Source organism: Methylococcus capsulatus str. Texas = ATCC 19069, assembly GCF_000424685.1.
Taxonomy (GTDB): Bacteria; Pseudomonadota; Gammaproteobacteria; order Methylococcales; family Methylococcaceae; genus Methylococcus; species Methylococcus capsulatus.
This window is the reverse complement of the sequence record NZ_AUKJ01000006.1, coordinates 1-17,758: the sequence shown is the minus strand read 5'-3', so window position 1 is coordinate 17,758 and position 17,758 is coordinate 1. Positions and strand designations below refer to the sequence as shown.

At 61.1% G+C, this 17,758-nt stretch carries 13 protein-coding genes, 1 tRNA gene and 1 pseudogene; 8 read left to right on the top strand and 7 right to left on the bottom strand.

Going from position 1 to position 17,758, the window contains the following annotated elements; all coding sequences use genetic code 11:
- Window positions 1-106: 106 nt before the first annotated feature.
- Window positions 107-502 (bottom strand): bacteriohemerythrin, encoded by a 396-nt coding sequence (locus H156_RS0101275; RefSeq protein WP_010960053.1) that lies wholly within the window; start codon window positions 500-502, stop codon window positions 107-109.
- Between the two features lie 257 nt (window positions 503-759).
- On the opposite strand from H156_RS0101275, the gene H156_RS0101270 reads away from it, so the two are divergent.
- The 6 genes from H156_RS0101270 (at window position 760) to H156_RS0101245 (ending at window position 6,364) form a co-directional block, all read left to right on the top strand.
- The gene (locus H156_RS0101270) at window positions 760-2,547 is read left to right on the top strand and encodes a hypothetical protein (RefSeq protein WP_017364877.1); all 1,788 of its coding nucleotides are present in this window, start codon (window positions 760-762) and stop codon (window positions 2,545-2,547) included.
- 80 nt (window positions 2,548-2,627) lie between these two features.
- Entirely contained in the window at window positions 2,628-3,434 is an 807-nt protein-coding gene (locus H156_RS0101265) for a DUF2272 domain-containing protein (RefSeq protein WP_026045881.1), read from the top strand.
- 57 nt (window positions 3,435-3,491) lie between these two features.
- Window positions 3,492-4,916 (top strand): APC family permease, encoded by a 1,425-nt coding sequence (locus H156_RS0101260; protein ID WP_017364875.1) that lies wholly within the window; start codon window positions 3,492-3,494, stop codon window positions 4,914-4,916.
- Window positions 4,913-5,380 carry a ribonuclease HI gene (rnhA, locus tag H156_RS0101255; protein ID WP_010960057.1) on the top strand — a complete coding sequence of 156 codons (468 nt, stop codon included), beginning with the start codon at window positions 4,913-4,915 and terminating at the stop codon, window positions 5,378-5,380. Before H156_RS0101260 ends, rnhA begins: the two co-directional genes overlap by 4 nt.
- Window positions 5,381-5,390: 10 nt before the next feature.
- A complete protein-coding gene (dnaQ, locus tag H156_RS0101250; RefSeq protein WP_010960058.1) occupies window positions 5,391-6,194 on the top strand; it encodes a DNA polymerase III subunit epsilon in 804 nt (267 codons plus the stop codon).
- An 82-nt stretch (window positions 6,195-6,276) separates the two neighbouring features.
- Window positions 6,277-6,364, top strand: a tRNA-Ser gene (locus H156_RS0101245).
- A 235-nt stretch (window positions 6,365-6,599) separates the two neighbouring features.
- Here the strand turns inward: H156_RS0101245 and H156_RS0101240 are convergent.
- From H156_RS0101240 to H156_RS0101230, 3 genes are read right to left on the bottom strand one after another with little or no spacing between them, the layout of a single operon-like run.
- Window positions 6,600-8,153, bottom strand: a complete 1,554-nt coding sequence (locus tag H156_RS0101240) for an FAD-dependent oxidoreductase (RefSeq protein WP_017364874.1) — start codon at window positions 8,151-8,153, stop codon at window positions 6,600-6,602.
- A 28-nt stretch (window positions 8,154-8,181) separates the two neighbouring features.
- Entirely contained in the window at window positions 8,182-8,664 is a 483-nt protein-coding gene (locus H156_RS0101235) for a hypothetical protein (RefSeq protein WP_017364873.1), read from the bottom strand.
- On the bottom strand, window positions 8,661-9,266 hold the full coding sequence (locus H156_RS0101230) for a TetR/AcrR family transcriptional regulator (RefSeq protein WP_017364872.1): 606 nt from the start codon (window positions 9,264-9,266) through the stop codon (window positions 8,661-8,663). The genes H156_RS0101235 and H156_RS0101230 overlap by 4 nt, the downstream gene beginning before the upstream one ends.
- A gap of 179 nt (window positions 9,267-9,445) precedes the next feature.
- Between H156_RS0101230 and H156_RS0101225 the strand changes: the two genes are divergently transcribed.
- Together H156_RS0101225 and H156_RS16900 are read left to right on the top strand one after the other, a co-directional pair.
- Window positions 9,446-9,700 carry a transposase gene (locus tag H156_RS0101225; RefSeq protein WP_026597557.1) on the top strand — a complete coding sequence of 85 codons (255 nt, stop codon included), beginning with the start codon at window positions 9,446-9,448 and terminating at the stop codon, window positions 9,698-9,700.
- Window positions 9,701-9,706: 6 nt separating this feature from the next.
- Window positions 9,707-10,033 carry an IS30 family transposase gene (locus H156_RS16900; protein WP_155897557.1) on the top strand — a complete coding sequence of 109 codons (327 nt, stop codon included), beginning with the start codon at window positions 9,707-9,709 and terminating at the stop codon, window positions 10,031-10,033.
- Between the two features lie 78 nt (window positions 10,034-10,111).
- Here the strand turns inward: H156_RS16900 and H156_RS0101215 are convergent, their stop codons facing one another.
- From H156_RS0101215 to H156_RS17415, 3 genes and pseudogenes are all read right to left on the bottom strand, one after another.
- A complete protein-coding gene (locus H156_RS0101215; RefSeq protein ID WP_026045775.1) occupies window positions 10,112-11,836 on the bottom strand; it encodes a DEAD/DEAH box helicase in 1,725 nt (574 codons plus the stop codon).
- Window positions 11,817-16,607, bottom strand: a complete 4,791-nt coding sequence (locus H156_RS0101210; RefSeq protein ID WP_017364129.1) for a protein NO VEIN domain-containing protein — start codon at window positions 16,605-16,607, stop codon at window positions 11,817-11,819. Before H156_RS0101210 ends, H156_RS0101215 begins: the two co-directional genes overlap by 20 nt.
- A pseudogene (locus H156_RS17415) lies at window positions 16,597-17,668 on the bottom strand (ISAs1 family transposase); the annotation flags it as partial. The gene H156_RS0101210 and the pseudogene H156_RS17415, both read right to left, overlap by 11 nt.
- Window positions 17,669-17,758 lie beyond the last annotated feature (90 nt).

Here is a 17,758-nt window from a genome sequence, read left to right as displayed (position 1 = left end):
GACTGCGGTAGCGTAGAGGAGACCGCGGGAAAGACCGGACTGGAGGCATCCTTGCCTCCGGGAGAAGGGAGGCCCCGCCGGAGCGGGGCCGGGAGGAACGCTCTCGTTATGCGCTCAGGCAGGGGCCGTACAGTTTGTCGACTTTGGGGATGTGGTTGACCAGCCAGTCCCGTACGAAGCGCGTGGTGTCCTGGTTCACCTCGGCCTCCCCGGCGTGGAACTTCTTCTGCAGATCGGCGCAGACGCCAACGAGCTTGTCGTGTTCGGCCTTGTGCGCGGCGAAGTCGGCGTAGCCTTTCTTCTGCATCTCGGTTTCTTCGGATTTGAAGTGCATCACGACGTAATCGATCAGCGCGTCCAGTTGCTTACCGATTTCGCTGCGATTGCCCGTAGCGGCGGTGTCATGCAGCTTGTTGACCATGTCGAAGATGGTCTTGTGCTGGTCGTCGGCGAAGCCTACGTTGGTGCCGAATTCTGCTGCGGTCCACGTCATTAATGCCATGGATTTTTTCCTCCTCGTTTTAGTGTGTGATACTGGACGCGGTCTCGTGGGCCAGATTGGGGCATGAGACCCGGAGCAGGACTATACGGATTCTGGCGCGGCGAAATTTGATCCAGATCAAAACTTTAACGGTTTGGCTGCAAGTGATGCCTGCCTTTTCCGGCGGCCTGCGCCGCCCTGCGCCGCCCTGTCCCTGCCAGGATCGGGGCGGATGGGTCCGCGGCCGGTGGCGCCGTGTCTTGAATGGGCGGGGGGCGATGTTTTCAAGGTTGTGGTGTCTCGTGGTCGTGGTGGTGAGTGTCGCTGGAATACCGGGCGAGGCGCCGGCGGCTGAGGTTCCCGGTGTGCCGCGGTGTCAGTCCACGGACTCCGGCGCTTCGATCCGGGTTTCGCCGCGCATTCCCGTGCCGGGCGAGCCACTGAAGATAATGGCGGTTTCCGCCGATGTGCCGATCCAGAACCTGTCGGTGCGCGCTCCCGATGGAACCAGCCTGCCGCTCGAGCCGGAGCGCCGGGGCGGTCCGCCCTGGAGCCTGGCGGCAGAGATCGGCCGGGCTGAGCCGGGTAACTATCGGATGGAGGCGCGCGGCGCGGAGGGGACCGTGGCATGCCTGGACCTGAACGTGGACGGCGGTACGGCGGCCATCCGCCCGGGCCGGTGGGATCGCGCCACCGAGGCGTTTTTTTCCGCCTGGGTCGAAACACTGTTCGACTATCCGCTCGAGGACAGCGTCAACCTCCCCTCGCTCAAGCCGGTGCTGACGGACCCGTCCCGCAATTTTCTGTACGACCATTTCGGCGCGGGTGAGGACCGGCACATTCCGACCGATCCCGATTGCGCCGATCTGCCGTATTACCTGCGCGCCTATTTCGCCTGGAAAACCGGTCTGCCCATGGCCTACCGCGCCTGCAGCCGGGGTACGGCCAGCCAGCCGCCGCGCTGCGGTGCGGCCACCGTCGCCGATGGCTTCGCGCGGGGCCCTGTGTCGGCGGGTATGTTCACGGCGGTCATTCGCAAGGTGATGGATACGGTGCATTCGGGCAGCGCCCGCACCGGCCTCCGGGACGGTGCCACGGATTTCTACCCGGTGCCGCTCAAGCGGGAGTATCTGTGGCCGGGGACGGTCTACGCCGACCCCTACGGTCACGTGCTCATGATCGCCCAATGGGTCCCGCAGTCGGCGGACCGGAACGGCATGTTGCTCGCCGTGGACGCCCAGCCCGACAATTCCATCAGCCGCAAGCGGTTCTGGGAAGGGACGTTTCTCTTCGCCGACGATGTGGCTGGCGCGGGGCCGGGCTTCAAGGCCTTCCGGCCGCTCCTGTCTGCGGGTGCGGCCGTCCGGATTCCCGGCAACGCGGAACTGACGCACTCCGCCTTGATCGCGCCGTTTTCGGACCAACAGGGCGAGCTGTCGCCCGAGGACTTTTATGCCGACATGGGGCGGCTGATCAACCCGCAAGGGCTGGATCCGCGGCAGGCCCACGAGGCCATGTTCGAGGCATTGATGGAACAACTGGAGACGCGGGTGGCTTCGGTGGAAAATGGCGAGGCGTACTTCCGCAAGCATCCCCGTGCCGTCATCCCCATGCCCGCCGGCGGCGCGGTTTTCGAGACCATCGGTCCATGGGAGGACTACTCCACGCCGTCGCGCGACATGCGCCTGCTCATCGCACTCAAGGTCATGTCGCAGCTTCCCGATCAGGTGGTGCGCTATCCGGAACTGTTCGTCCTGCGCGGTCGGTCGCCGTCGGAGGTCAAGACGCAACTGGAGCGGTTGGATGCCGAGCGCCTCCGCGATGCGTCCATCGTCTACCACCGCAGCGACGGCAGTCCCTGGCGGCTTTCGCTCGCCGAGCTGTTTGCGCGCCGGAAAGCCCTGGAAGTTGCGTATAATCCGAACGACTGCGTGGAAGTGCGCTGGGGAGCCGAACCTGGAACCGAAGAGTACTCCACCTGCACCCGGCATGCGCCGGCGGATCAGGCTGCGCGCATGGAGCAGTACCGGGTCTGGTTCCGGGAGGCCCGGCGCCCGCCGCGTTGAGGTGAAACGGCGCGAAGCGGTGACTTAGGGGCCGGTCTGGAAAAAGCGGGTCCATCGGGAAACCTTGTTGTAACATCGGGATGAATCGCTTGAATCAGGGATATCGTCGGTGGCGTACCGGGCGGTGGGACCTCGGCGTTTTGGCGTTGTGCATCGCCCTCGCCGGTTGCAGTGGCGCGAAGAAGGCACCGACTCAGCCCGAGCCCGCTGCTGGGCCGGTGGCGTCGGCCGAAAAGCCCGCCGCGAGGGAACCGACCCTGTCGGCGATCAAGCGCCGGATACTGGCGCTTGCCAACGCCGAGTGGGAATTCTTCGGTTCCCAGCGTGTCGTCTACGACGGCGGGGAGGAAAGCATTCCGCATGTGGGCTACTGGGAGGACGAAGACGCACCCCATATCCAGCGCATCAGCCGCTACTGGCAGGCGGTGAACAAGCCGGGGTTGTCCGGGCTCAATTGTTCCCAGCCCTGGTCGGCCGCCTTCGTGAGTTGGGTGATGGAAATGGCAGGCGTGCCGGAAAGCCAGTTCCCCCCGGCCAGCGCCCATTGGGTCTATCTGAGCCAGATCATCCGCAAGTCCGACGGGCCATATTCCTCCTTCGTTCCTCATGCGATCAAGGAATACAGTCCCCGGCCGGGCGACCTCATCTGCGCCAGCCGGGAGCGCTATGGGCTGCCCAGCGTGACCCGGCCGCTGGAAACCTACATGCTGGAAGATACCAAACTGCACTGCGACATCGTGGTGCAACGCAACAGTGGAAGCGTGGAAGCGATCGGGGGCAACGTTCGTAACTCGGTTTCGCGCAGCACGGTCGCGCTGAACAAGGACGGCATGCTCGTCCCCACCCGCCAGCGTCCATGGTTTCTGGTGCTGGAAAACCGGTTGTGACCATCCGGCACCCCGCCATGGGCTCTTCTCTTGCTCGTTTCAGGTGAATTAGAAGTCATGCCGTCGCCAGACAGAGGGCCGCAGGAGCTCAGGCGTGTCCTGGGCTGGACCAGCGCGGGCGCGATCATGGCGGGTTCCGTGATCGGTACTGCCATATTCCTGGTGCCCTCGACCATCGTCCGCGAACTCGACTCGGTGGGCTGGACATTTTTCGTCTGGGTGTTGGGTGGCTTGTTGTCGCTGGGCGGGGCGCTCAGCTACGCCGAATTGGGCGCCGCCTTCCCCGAAGCAGGGGGCGAGTACGCCTTTCTCCGCCGCGCCTATGGCCCGTTGTGGGGCTTTCTGTTCGGCTGGCAGCAGGTCGTCATCGGCAAGACCGGTTCCATCGCCACCATCGCGACCGGCTTCGCCCTGTTCCTCGGGTTTTTCGTCGACGGCTTGCAGCGGGAATGGCTGCATCTGTCCTGGGGCGAAGTCGGATGTGGCGTGACGGGCCTCCAATTCGTCGCGATGACGGCGGTTGCATCGTTCTCCCTGATCAACTGTTTCGGTGTCGGCCGCGGCGGGGCGGTGCAGAGTTTCCTGACCGTACTGAAGGTCGCGGCCATTGTGGCTTTGGCCGTGCTGGTGCTCGGCGCCGGCAGGGGTTCCTGGGACCATTTCCGGCAGGCTCCGGAACACCCTGCATGGACCACCGGCTGGGGTGCTTTCGCCGCCGCACTGGCCGCAGTGCTTTGGGCCTACGACGGCTGGAACAACCTGACCCTGGTGGGCTCGGAAATCCGCGACCCCGATCGCACCATCCCGAAGGTGTTCCTGTTGGGCTTGCTGGGCGTGATGGGGGTTTATCTGCTGGCCAATTTGGCCTATTTCTATGCCCTACCGCCGGAAGCCTTGAAACGCTCGGAGCGGGTGGCGCAGGACGTGGCGCAGCTGGTGTTCGGTGACTTCGGGGGCGCCGCGATCACCGCCGCCGCCGTCGTATCGACCCTGGCGGCGCTCAACGGCTCGATCCTGTCGGGCGCCCGGGTGTCTTACGCGATGGCGCGGGACGGGCTGTTCTTCAGCCCGCTGGCGCGCCTCCATCCGGTCCACCGGACGCCGGTCAATGCCCTGATCGTCCAGGCGTCGTTCGCGAGTTTCCTGATTCTGCTGTTCGGGCAGGACCGTGCCGGTTTCGACCGGCTGTTCAACTATGCAGTGTTCGGGCTCTGGGCGTTTTATGGCATCACCGCGCTCGCCGTCATCGTACTAAGGCGCACCTCGCCGGAGGTGGTTCGGCCTTACCGTGTGGCGGGATATCCGTGGGTCCCGCTGATTTTCTTTGCGGTGGCCGGTTTGTTCTGCCTCGGCATGATCTTCCAGAATCCCTCAGAAACCGCCATCGGCCTGGTTTTCCTGCTGCTGGGCATCCCTTTCTATCTTTACTGGTGCTCCGGCGGCAAGGCCGAGGCTCATCGTAAGTCGAGTCCAGGGGAATGAGCGAAACCGAACCGACCGTATACGCCTATACCGATGGCGCCTGTCGCGGCAATCCCGGACCCGGCGGCTGGGGCGTGCTGCTGCGCTATGGCAGCAAGACCCGCGAGATTTACGGCGGCGAGCGCGAGACCACCAACAATCGTATGGAACTGATGGCCGCCATCCGGGCACTGGAGACCCTCAGCCGACCCTGCAAGGTTAAAATCGTCACCGACTCGCAGTATGTGAAGAAAGGCATCACCGAATGGGTCGCCCAGTGGGAGAAGCGTGGCTGGAAAACCGCAGGGCGCTCCCCGGTCAAGAACATCGATCTATGGCAGCGTCTGATCCAGGCGGAGCAGCGCCACCAGGTGAGCTGGGGCTGGATCAAGGGTCATTCCGGCCATCCCGAAAACGAAGCGGCGGACCGCCTCGCCAACCGCGGTATCGACGAACTGCTGCAATCCGACAAAATACCGGCCTGAAGGGTAGACCATGCGCCAAATCGTACTGGACACCGAAACCACCGGCCTCGATCCCAAAGCCGGCCACCGTATCATCGAAATCGGCTGCGTGGAGCTGCTCGACCGGCGGATCACCCAGAACCGCTTCCACGTCTATATCAACCCCGAACGGGAAATCGATGCCGGCGCGATCGAAGTACACGGCCTGACCAATGAGTTCCTGGCCGGTATGCCGGTGTTCAGGAACATCGCGGACGATTTCCTGAACTTCATCAGCGGCGCCGAACTCATCATCCATAACGCAGCTTTCGACGTCGGCTTCCTCGACCACGAACTCTCGCTCCTGGGCGAAAACCGGGGTCGGATCGCGGACTATTGCGGCATCTGCGACACCCTGGCGATGGCGCGCAAGAACCACCCGGGCCAGCGCAACAGCCTGGATGCCCTGTGCAAACGCTACAATGTCGACAACAGCCGCCGGGAACTGCACGGTGCCTTGCTCGACGCAGAAATCCTCGCCGACGTCTACCTGGCGATGACCGGCGGACAGATCACCATGCTGCTGGAGGCCGATGCCGAGTCCGGGGGGGCTCGCGGGTCCGATGGAGGGTTCGAACGGTTTGTGGTGAACCCCTCTGCTGGCTCCGTTCATGCTCAGCCCGGGCCGCTCGGGGCAAATTCCGTCGAACGGGAGCAAGCCGCGCCTCGGTCGGTCGACACCGCCCGCCCGCGGCTGCGGGTCATCCGCAGCACGCCCGAGGAGGCCGAAGCCCACGCCGCTCGCCTGGAGGCCATCGCCAAGGCGAGCTCCGGCAACTGCCTGTGGTCCCGCTAGCATGTGGCCCCTGCATCGGGTATCCTACGCCGCCTGATGGGGCTGGCGGCTGGACCCGCAAACTCCGATTCTCGTCTTTCACGGAAGCGTGGCCGAGTGGTTGAAGGCACCGGTCTTGAAAACCGGCAACGGGAAACCGTTCGTGAGTTCGAATCTCACCGCTTCCGCCAATCGAGCTCCTGATGAAGCCCCGGGGCGCCCATGAGCAATATGGCCCGGCGGGTTTTTGTCGACCAAAGAAATCCATTGATCGCTACACCAGGCGCCAGTAACGTCATCGGTTCTATCACCGGCTTCTCCCGCGAGACGTCGGGGGCGCCATCGGTCGAGTCACATTGCCGATGTCGCGCCTGTCATGTTGCCGCTTGGAAAACGACCGTGTTGAATACAGAGACGGCCACAGATTTATCGGGGACTCCGCAACACCTGGTCGAAGTAGGGCTCGAGACCGTCGAGACGGCTGCCTGTCCCTCGCGCGGCGATGACTTGATCGGGACGGACGAGAACCCATCCAGAACCATCGAGATGAAACCGGTCGCGTGCTGCGCCGCGGGGATCGGATCGTTCGTCGAGGCGAACGATCCTTAGCCGATCGCCGGTTCCTTCCATGATGCCGTCGACGGGGATCGGATGGCGCGAATCCTCGAAAAGCAAGAGACTGTGATGAGGTTCCGAAAGCAGTGACCATAGCCGGCGCGGGGGATCCGCCAGGGCGGCGTCTCGTGCCCGCGCGCCGACGCCGGTGCGCCTGGGCTTGCGCTGCGGCAATCCTAGGGCGACCAGCGGGCCTTCGCGATAGACGATCTCGGTTTCCGACAATTCAACCTGCAGCATTTTTTGCACGGCGGACATGTTGCCGAAGACGGTGACAGCCACGTCTCTGAGTATGGTGTCGAGCCTGCCGCCTCCGAATGCCAGATGAAGTTTCCGTGCTGCCGCCTTGACCACACTGCGGGCGATCGGCCGGCGTTCGGCCTCGTAGCTGTCAAGCAGAAGATCGGCATTGCCGATGCCATTCGCTGCATAGGCGAGTTTCCAGCCGAGATTGACGGCATCCTGAATGCCCGTATTCATGCCCTGCCCGCCGGCGGGACTGTGGATGTGTGCGGCATCGCCGACGAGAAAGCACCGTCCGGCGCGATAGCGCTCGGCGAGGCGCTCGTTGATGCGGAACGCCGATAGCCAGCTTGCATCGTGCAGGCGCAAGCCACCCGGGCCATGGCGGTCTATGTGCTCTTGCAATTCGGCGATCGTCGTCGCCTCGTCGCCCGCTCCAGGCTTTCGCACGGCGAAAACACGCCAGGTCGCTTCCTCAAAGGGGAACAGTGCGACGGTGCCGCCGTTGTGCCACCAGAGATAGATGCTGTTGTGGTCTAGCCCGGCACCGTCGATCAGGACGTCGCCGAGCAGATAGGTCTGAGGTTCCGTATAGCCCTGGAACTCGATGCCGAGAGCTTGGCGCACGGTGCTGCGGGCGCCGTCGCAGCCCGCAAGATAAGGGGTACGCTGGATTTCCACCCGGCCATTGGGATGTTTTAGCTCGGCGGTGACGCCTTCCTGATCCTGGGAAAGCTGTGTCAGCTCGACGCCGCGCTCGATTTCAACGCCCAGCTCAGCGAGCTTGGCGGCCAGAATCCGTTCGGTGCGGGCCTGCGACAGCAACAGAGGAAAGGGATAGGGGCTATCGATACCGTCGCCGATGGCCATTGCCGCAAGTTCGCGGGGACCGCTGCCGATGCGCAGTGAATGCAGTCTCGCGCCTTCGGCGAGCAGTGCGTCCATGACCCCCATGCCTTCCAGTACTTCCATGCTCGCGCTCCAGACCGCCAGCGCCTTGGACACACCGGCAGGTTCTGGTTTGCGCTCGACAAGGCGCACGGGGACGCCATAGCGGCGAAGGGTGATGGCAAGCGACAACCCGGTCGGTCCTGCACCGACCACCAAAATCTCGCGGTTCATGATTGACTCCGACGTTGGCTTGAGTGGGTTAGAGAGCGAGACCTAGCGCGTCCAAGCGCTCGAGCTGCATGTAGTCTTCATAGACTCCGATCATACTGCCGGGAACGACCTCGATCAGAGTGCGGTTTTCGACCCAGACTTCGATGACGTTGAATGCCGGTGGCAGGCCCGGCGCGGCGCGGCCGAACAGCTTGGTGCGCCAACCGGCTCGAATGCCGATTGCCTCGATTTCGGCGTGCTCAAGAGGCGTCGACAGCATGACGTGAAACGGCACGAATTGGCGGTCCGCCGGACTCTGGGCGTAGCTGACGGGCGCGTCACCTTCACCCGGCATCATGATTACCGTGTCGGGATAGACCTCGATCATCGTACCGTGGGGGTCGCCGCTGACGGCCATCGCTGCGTCAGCCAAGGGGCCGGGAAAGCGGAAAGCCCGCCCACCAAGCATTTCGGCCAGAATCCCGGCGACGTGGAGGGGATCGCGCGCGGGGAGGGAGACATGGTGAATCATGGCTTGAACTCGTCGTCCGGATCGGGGGATGGAAGTGTGTTCGAGGGCGACCCGTCCAGGCTGGACGGGTCCTTCTTCAAGGCATCTATCAGTACGCGGATCGCCCACCCGGCGACCAGGCGTGTCTCCTCGGGCGTGAAACCGCAGGTATCCCTCAGCCAGCGCCACAGCGTGGGTGTCCAGAAGGCGGCGACGACAAGGCCGCCCCTGCGGAGCTGTTCGGGCGTGTGATCGGGGAGCTCAGCACTGATCGCACCCAGCCACCCGCCATGTCGGCGGTCCCGGTCGGCCAGACGCTGACGGTCCCAGGAAGGCTTGTTCATGAGATTTCTCAGGAGAGGGCCGTACTCCTCGTAACGCGGGAATAGGCGGTCAGGCAGGGTCGCCAGTTCTCTGAGGGAGGGTAAGGGTTGATCCAGCCCCAATCGAGGTTTCAGCCACTGAAAAAAAGCCGCGATCAGGTCGTCCATGGTCGGAAAGTGGGCGTAGACCGTCGGCGGCGACACGCCGGAAAGTTCGGCAACGCGTCGCAAAGTCAGTCTCTCGATGTCATTTTTTTTCAGGTAATCCTTCGCTGCCATCAGGATGCGTTCACGCGTCATGGCCGATTGGGCTTCGCGCAACGGGCTTTGATACGGTCGGGATGTCGACATTGTGCTATTTGGTGTGTCTGTCGGTAATTGATATTATTCATGTAAATACAATTGGTCAAGACGTGTTGAAATGTGACGACATTCTTCGGTCCGGTTGTAAGCCTTCCCGTCAAGCGGACACCGTAAGAGTGTCCCCCCGCAATTCTTTCAACGAACGGCGGCTGGAAAGCGAGTACCCGTTCGTGCTGGCCGATGCCCTGTTCATCCAGAGCCGGCAGGAAGACCGCGTCCTGATGCGCACCGTGCTGATCGGTGCCCTGCTGGCCGAACAGAATGAGAGCTGGCTGGAATCGAAGTATCTGGACATGCAGGAGTATCACGAATGGGCGGCCGCCTGCGCCGCCGCCCGGGAGGGCAACAACGTCGTTGCCCTCCCGGGCTGAAACCCAATCGTCATCAACCGGCTCGGAGCAGATTTACAGCAAATATTGGACTTGACTATGACCTACGACAACGGCAAGGGGATGGCGCACCACCAGGGGCTGACCCAGAGCACCGGCATCAAAGTCTTCTTTGCCCATCCCTACAGTCCGCGGGAACGCGGCATCAACGAGAACACCAATGGGTTGCTGCGACGCGACTTGCCCAAGGGCATGGACCTGAGTGTCTACCCCAGGAACAGCTTGATGCCATTGCCTTTTTCCACAACGCTAAACCCCGCAAGTCCTTGGCCTGGAAGTCCCCCGCCGAGCTATTCCTACCAGAGGGCTCATTAGACTTCCAAGCGTATTGGTCTACCATCATCAATTCCGTTGCACTTGGAACTTGAAACCGCGGCTCAAAAAGATGGGTATTCAATTTTCCGGTTCTCCTCGGAAGGCCGCGCAAGTTGCGGCTGTCCCGACAACGATCAGGAGCGATTTTGCCCTGCTCATGCCGACATAGAGCAGCTCCTCGCTACGCGTCAAATCGATGGTGTCCAGACCCCAAAGAATCACAATCGGAGACTCGAGTCCTTTGAAGCGCTGAATCGTGTCGATCAGGACGGTGTCGTTGGCGCGGATGCCTTCCTCCAACCAGGTCGCCGGCTTCGGTAGGGGCAGTCGCCTTAAAGCCGCGTAGTAATCGGCCTTACGCAGCGCATCGGCAATCAATACCGTGATATCTCCTGCGGAAACACCTTGGCGAGCGACGAGGTCAACGATCCGCGCATTGATCTTTGCAGCCTGGGCATCACGCCCGGGCGACGCTTCGAACAGCACTTCGTCCCCTTCGATATCAGGAGGGCTGACCGGTACCCCCTTGTAGTGCTTGTACGCAGCCACATGAATCGGCGCGGTGTTCCTGCAGTTGTTTGTCAGCGTGAACGGCTCTTCGCGTATCGGGAAGGTGCCAGCGCGCGCGTAAATATTCTGGTTGTCATCGTAGAAGACGTATAGCGGCGCGCTTTCATAGTCCGACAGCAGGAGCTCAAGCGGGACCCAGAACTCTTCATGGAAATCCTGCCCCTCGTCACAAACGATTGCGTCATAACGATCGGGAAGGACCTCCAGAGAATACGCAAATGCGTTGGGCAGCTGTACGTCGTAGAGATCCTTGCCGGGGTACGTCACCTTCGCCTCTGCAACAAGATTTCGGCCCGAGACGTGATTGGCCTTTTCGACCTGTCGATAGCAAAGCTGATGGAAGCTCATTACGTCCAGGTTGCTCGTACCAGCACACGTACTCGACAAGTGATCGGCCAACTGCCTGTTGTAGCAAGTGAGCAATGTCTTGAAACCCTCTGAGGCGAGGCGGCGGGCCTTTTCAAGCGCCAAAACGGTCTTGCCTGTACCCGCACCACCGCTGACTGCGGCTCTTCGATGTGAGCGCAGGAAGTCAAGAACTCGCATCTGGTCTTTCGTGAGCACCAGTCTGCGTGCCTCCTGATCGGCAAGCCGCGACGCGACCAGCGGAGCGACGACAAAGGATCTCGCAAACACTTCGCGGACTACGTCGATTCCACGGCGTCCTATCGGTGTAAAGCTTCCGGCGTCGTTGCCCCAGTAGGCAAAGACCCCATCGATCCACGACTTCGGATCTTGAAGAGACCTGGCAGAGCCAATCAAGGCTCCGGGCATGTCCGGTCGACTCAGTACATTAGTGTCACCCACGTCGGGAAAGAAGACTGTGTGGCCTCGAAGCACATTCCCGAGACCAAGGTCGCGCCACCGTGGGTGCTCGTTCAGCTTTGAGCGAATCGAGTACTTTGCCTTTAGCGCCTGGCTAATCGGGTTGTTGATGGGGTGCTTCTGCTGATGGCGGTCTACAGAAAACCAATTACCCGTGCTCGCATCAAATCCGACGCCGCCGCCTTTTACTTCAATGCAGAGATAGCCGTGTTCGGGATGGCAAACTAGGAAGTCGGTTTCCCCATCCCTCGCTTGCTCTTCCTCTCGTCGCAGTATCCACCCGACCTGAAAAAAGACGACGTAATCCTGCGGTAGTTTGTCCCTCAGAGCCCGATACACCTTCGCCTCGGCCTGTGATGGCAGCTCATTGAGCTGCGCTTCAGAAAGCTCAGGAATCATTGTCGTCATCGGGATCTTCCAGAATACGCATGCGGTGCAAGTTCAAAGTCACATGGGGGGTCGCCTGCGACTTACCATCAAACAGGATCGTAAGCAGCTTGGTGTTGCCACGAGTGACCACATCTCGAATTTCTCCACACCCCATGTCCTGATGCTGTATCCGTGCGCCGGGGATGAATCGTGCGGAAGGGTCTGCTCGCTCCTCTGTTACCGCGTCCCGCCAGTTGCCGTCGAACATGAAGGCAGTAACTTGGGTTGCCGGGCTTCGAATGGGATGGACGCGAATGTGCTCGGGGTCGGAAACGAATTCGACGACGTACAACCAGTAGCGATCTCCGTAGTCTTGAGCATTGCTGAACTGGAGCCGGGATAGACCGACACCGGTTTGGTTCCACTCTCCATCGACGCCCTTCACTTCGATAAACCGGTCTTCGCCAGTAAGGGGATTGCGGCTGATGATGTCGTATCCAGGGTGGGTTTGCGCCATCTGTTCCGGCACGCGACCGCGCTCCTTTTCGTAGGCGCATACCGCCTCGCGAGCCCCAACCTCGACCGCCAAGTTGTGCTCGGAGGGCTCGTCCTGACTGCCAGCGTCCGAAGACTCCTCTTGCCTTTGCCGAACATAGGAAAGCAGGCGTCGGTCCCATTGTTCCTTGTGCTTGGGGCGTGGCTTCTTCGCGCGTCGCTCGCCTGCACCGGAGCCCTTGTTGCTGCCGCCGCCAGTTTCCGAGCCATCGCGGCCGGTAACACCACGGCGTGGGCCGCCAGATTCCGCCTCACGCCCAGGTTGCTCTGCTGGCTCTCCTCCCGTTGAGGGCTCTGACATATCACGTTGCCGCTTTCCATGAGGGACCCCAGGAGCGCCGTCGGCCTGTTCGCCAGAATCATCAACGGAGGTAGATGCTGCCCCGGTTTCCTCGTGGTTGTCTGGCTCCGCGGTTCCGCCCATCTCATCGAGGTCCGGCGACGTCAGGTCTTCCGGGTTCCCGTTCCCAGGCTCTGCATCTAGGTAGGGAATACCGGCATCACTCAATTCGCGATGTGCTTCTTCCACCGCCATCCCCATGAGAGGACGAACGCTTAGCGTCAGCTTTGAGATTTCGCTGCCTGACTCCTCTGGCATCAGTTGGTGGAACAACGCATTGAGGACGTGTGCCCAACTCCGATCGCCCACCGGGCGGGCGAGAATCAAGCGCCCATTCTCGATGTCGTAGAACGCCTGCGCCGGCGTTGGAGGCGCGAATGCCTGATCCCCTCCAACGTGGACAGACGCTTGAATGCGAACAACGTCGTGGCTGACGGCTGTCAGTGTCGAAAGAGCGCTCCGAATCTTCTTTCTAACAGTTGTTGGTTTGTCATGAAGCAAACGGGCGAGGATGTCCATCCTGTCCATCAGCTTTTCGGCGAGCTGGGTTTCGTCGACCTGCGGGCCATCGACGAATTCAAGTGCAACCTGCGCACTCTCACTCAGCCGTCTGACACCGACTTCTTCCACGAATGGCCAAAGTTCAGGGACGGGCTTGCACAAGGCTTGGTCGAGTTCTCCGCCGAAGAATCCGGCATGCCACTCGCTATCCTGGAGCAGGACCTCGTCCGGATGAGTGAGCCGGCCCTGTAGGTTCAAGATGGTTGGTGCCTCTTGCAGTCGTTGCAGGTCAGATGGTGTCAGCTCCTCATGTTCATGGGCGGTAGCAACATTGGCTAGGCAGACCTCATAGACCGCGCGGTCTGAACCTGTCAGTGGCTTGGACTGCTCGAAGTATTCGCCAACGATATCAAGCAGGATGTCGACGAAATCCCGACCGTCTGGCGCACTCTTCACTCCAATTGCATCAAAAAGCGGTTTAAACGACTCGTAGTTGCCCGGAATGGTGTACGCATAGCGCCCAAGTTGCTGTGGCACCCAGTACAGCTGGTTCGGACGAACGAATGTCTTTTGGCTTTCGACATAAATGCATCGCGAGCCAGCGAGAGTTGCAATGAGCGGGTCTGATCGTTGAGCGCGCTCGTTCAACACCTGATACGTCGAGACGTGGGGCTGCACGCCCGTCGTGACGCAGTGCTTTAGATGGGCGATGACGAGCTGGGTCTCCGGGTTGATGGAAACACCAAGCTCCTCCAACAACTCGGTTTTCAGTCGTGCCGTGTTTCGGAAGTCAAGGATGTTGGCTTGAGATTGGAATGCGTCGGCACGGTAAGGCGCATAGAGAGAATCTGTTGTGTGCCACTCTTCGGAATCGCCATCTGCGGGAAAACAGGCGGCCTGTCGAAGACCCGCAATGGCATCCTGAAAAGACTTTTTCTCTTTCCATTCTTCGTAGTTGTCGCAGAGAACATAGAACGCCTCGCTGCTCGCACGCTTTGCGTCCTCTGTCGGCATATACTTCTCGGCGATGGACAGCATCCGATCGACCAGGTGTCTGGCAGTCGGTGACCGTAGGATGCCCAGGCTGTCGATGAACGTATGCACTGATGGCGCATTCGGAATGCGGCTAGCATCCAGCCAGAGGTGGAGCGCGTCTCCGAGAACCTTCACAAGGTCGTCAGTGCGGCGGTACGTATTGACCGGGCGCGACCAGCCTCCATCCTGCGTAGGCACGATCGGAAGCGATCCCAGCAACCGACGTATGTCATCGTCGTTTACGAGCGTCGGGTGATTGGCGAGCTCGCTGATGAGCCGCGTGTACTTGCTTGCATCCAGCGGACCGTCGTTATCAAAAAACGTCGGCAACACGGTCTGTACAAAAGCCTCGATCGTCTGCGTCTGCACACCCAGTTTGCTCGTCAGGAAATCTCTGGCCGATTCCGTCAGGACAGAGACGTCCAGCAAATCGGCATGGCCGGTGGGATCAGTGAAGTTACCCGGCAGAAACGCTTGGGTGGCTTCGACGAGCCCGCGGCTTGATTGCCATATAGGCAGGCCGCGCAGTTGCTGATAAACCGTCTTTTCTACGTCGCCTTGGTGGTCCAGATCAGCAAATAGTGAGTAGAGATCGCGCAGCTCCTTTGGGGTAACAGGTATGACATCCTCGATCGGTTCGGATTTGCACATCTCACCGATGTGAGACACCACCGCGCCAAGACTGAGTTGCTTTATCAGTCGGGTGATTTTCGGAAATCCTGCGAGCAGGCTGGAAGCAATCGCGAGTTTCGGCAGCAATGCCGTAATACGGCCTGCATCCAGACCTTTAGGTACCGTGTGGGACTGGTTGATCGTTACCGCGAAAAGAGCCTCGGTGACGACAAAGGGCAACTCCAACAGTCGTTGCACCGCTGGATTCGTGCTGGGGTTGCTCGCTCCCGCATCTGGAATAAGGTCGTTGATGATGCTCCAGAGCGGGCGGTGAAAATGTTCCAGTCTTTCCTGGTCGACTTCCGTTGCTCCCGCCACCTGTTTTGCCATTGCTGATTCCATCAGCACAACGAGCCGTTCAAGCGTCAGAATCGGCGCGCCTAACTGGTTCATCGCCGTTTGAAATGGTCGCAGTTCCTCGGCAACGAGTCTGCCGCCCACCTCAAGCAATGCCTTTGCCTGATGTTCATTCAGGTTAGTGCGAGGAATAAACACGCCACTAGGTTGCTGAAGGCTGCCGTCCTGTGCCTCCGCAATCCGTGCTTGTGTCGCAGTGACCTTCAGGCGCTCCCAGAACCGCTTGAAGCAAGCGGGGTGTCCCGCCGGCTTGAAGGTGAGGTCGTAGGCCCGACCGAGGATCTGCCACAACTGGACGGGACCGAGCATTTGCAGCAGTCCTTCGGGGTCCCTGGCCAGCTCGGCGGCGGCGGCGTCGATGAGCATCTCATTCCACGCCTGCTCGTGTTGATGTCCGGCGAAGATCACCGCTTTGCGATCAGACTCGGGGAAAAAGTCCGCGTTGAGGTGCAGAGGAAGCCCGGTGGACTGTTCGGTGGGCAAGAACGCGTAGAGCAGCCCCTCTGTCAGTGGTTCGGGATCAATTCGCAGACCAATGCTGATATTGGTGCTTCGATGAAGCGTTTCCAGCCGAGGGTGTATCGCGTAAAGGCGCTGGGCCGCCTCCACTGCGTCGGCACGAAGAATGTGCCATTGCTCAACGGCACCGCTGGGCCTGAAACTGACTATGAGTTCCGAGCCTTCGCTTCTGTCCAGATCGCAGGCCAGCAGGAGTTGGCCATTTCGCCGTATCTCAGCCTTCCGAACGTGGCGAAGAAACAGCAGGCTCTTGCGAAGAACCGTTTGGAAATCCTCGGCTAGCTGATCGATGTGGGTGGGGCTGACGTGGGAGATTCCAAGCGCGAGCCGCGCCTCAGTGTTGGGATTACTCGCCCAGGGTAGAAAGAAAGTCGTCCCATCTGGCTCTTCGAATGCCTCGATGAACCATTGCCCCCGCTCGGGGTAAAGCGTCAGCTTGATGCCGGAAGAACGGATCTCGGGATGGTCCGTCACCTGATAGGTGGATACGAAGCCGATGCCAAAGCGGCCGATATTCTCGCCGCGCGACAATTTTCCGCCGCTGCCGACATCCGTGATGCGGTGGTAATCGCACTTGTAGTTGCCCTTGGAGAGAAAGGCGCACGGCTTGTTCAGATCTCCGCAATAGGTGAACTGGCCGCTGTTGCGCACAAGCAAGCCGTCGTCCGTGATGTCGAATACGACCTCCTCTGCTTTCGCGTCATCCGCATTCTGGATGAGCTCCAGCGCCATCACGTCGTAGCCCTGCAGCCCGGCCAAGTGGCTTCGGATGTTGCCGAGGAGGTTGGCAGTGTACGAGCCCCAGGGTTGTTCAACGCTAAATACCGTCATAGGCCAAGAGCCGGTGGAGGCAGATGGCGTTGTCGTAAAGGGCGGAGCGGATGTTGGCTTGTCCATTATGTCGCAAGAGGTTCAAGGCGAAGTGGCGCAGCAGGGCAAAGACGCCGGGATTTCGGCGGATGCGGCTGGAGTCCTCGCCGAGGGAGACATCGAGCACATGATGAAGGCGGTTTTCGATGGCCCAATGGCCGCGGATGACCTGAGCTAAAGTGGCCGCCGAGGCGGTGCAGGTCGCCAAGTAATAAGCAGGGGATTCCTGGCGGGGCTCGAAGCGGCGGTGGTAGGGATTGAAAACTTCGATCTGGCGCTGCCCCTCGATCACGGTCTGGGAGTGGTCATGCCAGGGGTCGGTGCCGCTGCCCGGCGGGAGCGGCCACAGGCGCACGGTGCGCTGTTCGATGCGGTTGCGCCGGCCCAGGTCGACGGTGTAGTGCTGTTCGGCGTGAGGTTGGCTCTGGCATAGCGTCCGCACCGCGGCCAGCAGCTTGGGATGATTGCCTTTGAGCTGCACCAGGAGGTGATTGCCGGTGGCGAGCACGGTTTCAACCGTTTTTTTGAAGGTGGAGGGCATTGAGCGTATAGAGCCGCCCGCTCAGCCCCAAGGTTTCGATGAGGCGCTGGGCCGCCTGGATTTCATGGTCCTTGTCCGCCTCCTCGATCAGGGTCTGGCCCAGCACGATCCGCTCTTCGGTGGCGAAGGCGCTGAGCACCTGGGCGGCCTTGCGGTCCTCGAAACGGTCCAGGCTGCCGCGCAAGGTCTTGCCGTCGAGCGCGATCACCGCCGCCCCTTCGGCCAAGCGCGCGGCATGGGCGCGAAAATGCGGCGCCAGGGCTTGCACGTCCAAGCCCTGCAAGGCATAGCGGATCGAACTGTAAGCCGGCGTGCGGCGCCACCGGCAACCGAAGGCCGCGTTCAAAGCCGCCTGATGGGTGTGCAGGAACTGATGAATGCGCCGGTAGGACGTCGCGCCGCTCATGATCGCCAAGATGCTGAACAGCAGCATATGGGGCAGGTCGAACAGCCGCCCCTGGGCACGGCGATGATCCGGAATGGCCAGCAGGCCCTGTTTCAGGGCGGACAACGGGAACCTCTTTGAAAATCTTGACTTCTTACATCAATTTTTCAGCATTGAACAGCCCTG